General features: G+C 52.6%; 5 protein-coding genes. 2 read left to right on the top strand and 3 right to left on the bottom strand.

Annotated elements, in window-relative coordinates; translation table 11 throughout:
• Window positions 1-128: 128 nt before the first annotated feature.
• The 3 genes from C8N36_RS23880 to C8N36_RS23870 all read right to left on the bottom strand — a co-directional run bounded on the left by C8N36_RS23880 (window position 129) and on the right by C8N36_RS23870 (window position 1,342).
• The gene (locus tag C8N36_RS23880) at window positions 129-404 is read right to left on the bottom strand and encodes a hypothetical protein (protein WP_097807148.1); all 276 of its coding nucleotides are present in this window, start codon (window positions 402-404) and stop codon (window positions 129-131) included.
• A gap of 190 nt (window positions 405-594) precedes the next feature.
• On the bottom strand, window positions 595-1,077 hold the full coding sequence (locus C8N36_RS24035) for a DNA methyltransferase (RefSeq protein ID WP_306456930.1): 483 nt from the start codon (window positions 1,075-1,077) through the stop codon (window positions 595-597).
• Window positions 974-1,342 (bottom strand): type IIL restriction-modification enzyme MmeI, encoded by a 369-nt coding sequence (locus C8N36_RS23870; RefSeq protein WP_097807150.1) that lies wholly within the window; start codon window positions 1,340-1,342, stop codon window positions 974-976. The genes C8N36_RS24035 and C8N36_RS23870 overlap by 104 nt, the downstream gene beginning before the upstream one ends.
• A gap of 63 nt (window positions 1,343-1,405) precedes the next feature.
• Here C8N36_RS23870 and C8N36_RS24325 point away from each other — a divergent pair, with 63 nt between their 5' ends.
• Both C8N36_RS24325 and C8N36_RS23860 read left to right on the top strand, forming a co-directional pair.
• Window positions 1,406-1,603: a hypothetical protein gene (locus C8N36_RS24325; protein WP_170125986.1), complete on the top strand. Its 198-nt coding sequence runs from the start codon at window positions 1,406-1,408 to the stop codon at window positions 1,601-1,603.
• On the top strand, window positions 1,600-2,271 hold the full coding sequence (locus C8N36_RS23860; RefSeq protein ID WP_245911054.1) for a DUF1415 domain-containing protein: 672 nt from the start codon (window positions 1,600-1,602) through the stop codon (window positions 2,269-2,271). Before C8N36_RS24325 ends, C8N36_RS23860 begins: the two co-directional genes overlap by 4 nt.
• The last annotated feature ends 474 nt before the right edge of the window (window positions 2,272-2,745 follow it).

Raw genomic sequence — 2,745 nt, 5'->3', positions numbered from 1 at the left:
ACCCCCAGATCGTCAGCTACTTCCCTGCGCGTTAGCCCGCTTGTCAGTGCAATACGCACCGCATCATGGCGCAATTCGTCCGTCCGTTTCAGTCCGATAGCCCGTCTCCTTTGCTGCAGTAAATGCTATCAAAGGAGCGGCATCAAAACCGCGACAGGTCCACCTTGGATGACTTCCCCCGCGCGGAGCTTTTCCAGCACGTTATACATCTGGGTCAGGGTGTGTTTGGGATGCGCTGCCTGCTGCCGCTTGCTATGCGCGTCCAGCTCTTTGACCAGTGCGGCGATATGAGCGCGCCGGGCGTCGGTGAGGTCGGGGAAAGGGAATTTGTTGAAGCAGTCGGAATAGTTGTAGGTCGGATCATTTCCAGAACCTCCCCCCAGCTGCCAATGAAAACGGCTCATGTATGCACGAGCTTAGCAAAACGATGAAGGTGGAGTTGTCGATCGCAACAACTACCAACTGACTTTCAGGTAATACTCCACTGTCAATGCACTGAAAGATCCTGTGCTTCGCAGTTCGCGTTGTAGCGATCATACCGCCGATTCCACAAAATGCAGGTCGGAGTTCCCTACGAGGTTCTCCAAATAGCCTTCAGTTATCTCTGAAAGCGGCTCTGTTGTTCAAATCTCTTTCGGGCTTTACTGGCGCGCCGTGTTCATCGAGACGGGGGGAGTGTTCCTCCCATTCCAGCACAGCATCGGTGATGTTCTTGAAATCCCGCAGTACCGGTTCGGAAGGAAGCACCGTGCCATGGGTGCGGAAATGCCTTTGCAGATAGCTAACCCAAAGCACGAGTTCCGCCACATTGGCGGCCCATGGGGTAAGCTCGATCTTAAGGAATTGATACGGGTCGACGATGAGCAGTGGCTTGGTCTCGCCGAGGTCGACCATGAGGGCGGTGACTTCGCCCTCCAGCCGTTTCATCATCTCCAAGGCGTCATAGAGTAAGTTGCCCGAGCCACAGGCCGGGTCAAGTACGGTGATTCCGCAAAACTGGTGGTGAAAGCTTTGAACCAGCTTCAGCGCCTCTTTTGGTTTGTCGTCCGCCGCCAGGCATTGGATCCCGGCTTGCACAACGCGGCAATCGTTTGCGAAGCAGTTGCATGATCGTCGGGGTTACCAGCCGCTCCACATAGGTGCGTGGCGCATAGTGTGCCCCGAGCTTGTGACGTTGTTTTTTGTCCAACGCGCGTTCTAGCAACGTGCCGAAAATCGCCAGTTCGACCTGTTTCCAATCGGCTTCGGGAGCTTCGATCAGCAGGCCAAGCTGCAGGTTGTCGAAGTTGAGGGCTTCCGCCTCTTTGAACAGCCCGCCGTTGAAGCGTTTGAGATCCGTCATCAGAACTTGGGAAAAGCCGCCTGTGTCTATGAATTGGTACAGTCCCTTAAGCGAGGGTTGCGCATGTTCGGGGTGGCCGCGCAGTTAGATCAGCAGCTCGGCATAGCTCCGTTTGGGGATCAGATTGACATCTTCGACAAACATCGAAAACAGGCAACGCATCAGAAAGCGGGCGACGGCCTTGCTGTCATGGCCTTGGGCTTCGAAGCTCTTGCCGAGTTCGGCAAGGTGCTCGGCAATTTCGCGGGTAGACGGCTGTGACTGCACCGTTTCGTTGGATTCGCTTGCGCAATCAAATTGGAAACATGGGCAGAACGTGCTTTAAGAGAGACAAACATGAAAGGATCCATCGTATCAATAAGTTCGACCCAAAGACGCTATCAATAGCTCATCAAGACGTGGTGAAAAACACGCGTCGATGGCTTGAACAAATGGTGGTAGGGTTAAATCTATGCCCATTTGCCTCGAACGTCATAGCTCGAGACCAAGTCCATTATGCCATATGTGATGCCACTACCGATGCGCAACTAAAGCAGTTCTTTGTGAATGAACTACAGCGCCTGCTCGGAACCAACGAAAATGACATTGCCACTAGCTTGCTCCTGTTTACCCAAGGTCTAGAAGACTTCGGTGATTACCTCGCCTTGCTCGATTGGTTTCAGCAGCTATTGGAGCAAGCAGAACTGACAGAGCATGTGCAATTAGCATCCTTTCATCCTCAATATCAATTTGAAGGTGTGGCTGTAGACGATCTTAGCCACTATACCAACCGTTCACCCTATCCAACCATACATCTTCTGCGCCAAGATCAGATGGCCAAAGTCCTCGCTCACGTTCCGGACCCCGAGAAGATCTATATAGATAACATAAAAACATTGAATAAAATCGGTCGCCGACAGGTCGAAGCACTCTGCCCTTGGGGAAAATAGAAATTGATTGCATTGGCTTGTAACCGCGTTCGCCGTCAAGGTTTTGGAGGCCGAAGGTGGCTTAAACTAAGAGTGTTTGGCTCACCTGGTTTGTGGCGTTGCTATGGTCTAACTTCATGGTAAGTGGCAGAAAAGTCAGCGACGCATACCTTGGGCGATCTAAGATGCAACACCAAAACCCCAACGGCTGCTTTAGGGAGCCTGCAACGCAGCAATCGGTGGATCGATGAAAGGGCGGAATGGGCCGTTCGCTACACCCGACACAATGTGCGGAGTGGAGCTATTAGCTGCGAATGCACACATCATTCCGCAGTTTGATGAAGGCGGTCATTCCAGCCCCTGAAGGCTTGACCATCCAATGGCCTCTGCCAGCAAGGTCTGACCTACTCCCCATTTATTGGACAGTTTCTGGCGTCAATTAAGCTACTCTTCGCACCTGCGGATCGGGGTTGATTGGTTCAATTCTCTGCCAGC

The sequence above is a fragment of the Pelagimonas varians genome (genome assembly GCF_003208435.1).
Taxonomy (GTDB): Bacteria; Pseudomonadota; Alphaproteobacteria; order Rhodobacterales; family Rhodobacteraceae; genus Pelagimonas; species Pelagimonas varians.
This window is presented reverse-complemented; position numbering and strand designations above follow the sequence as displayed.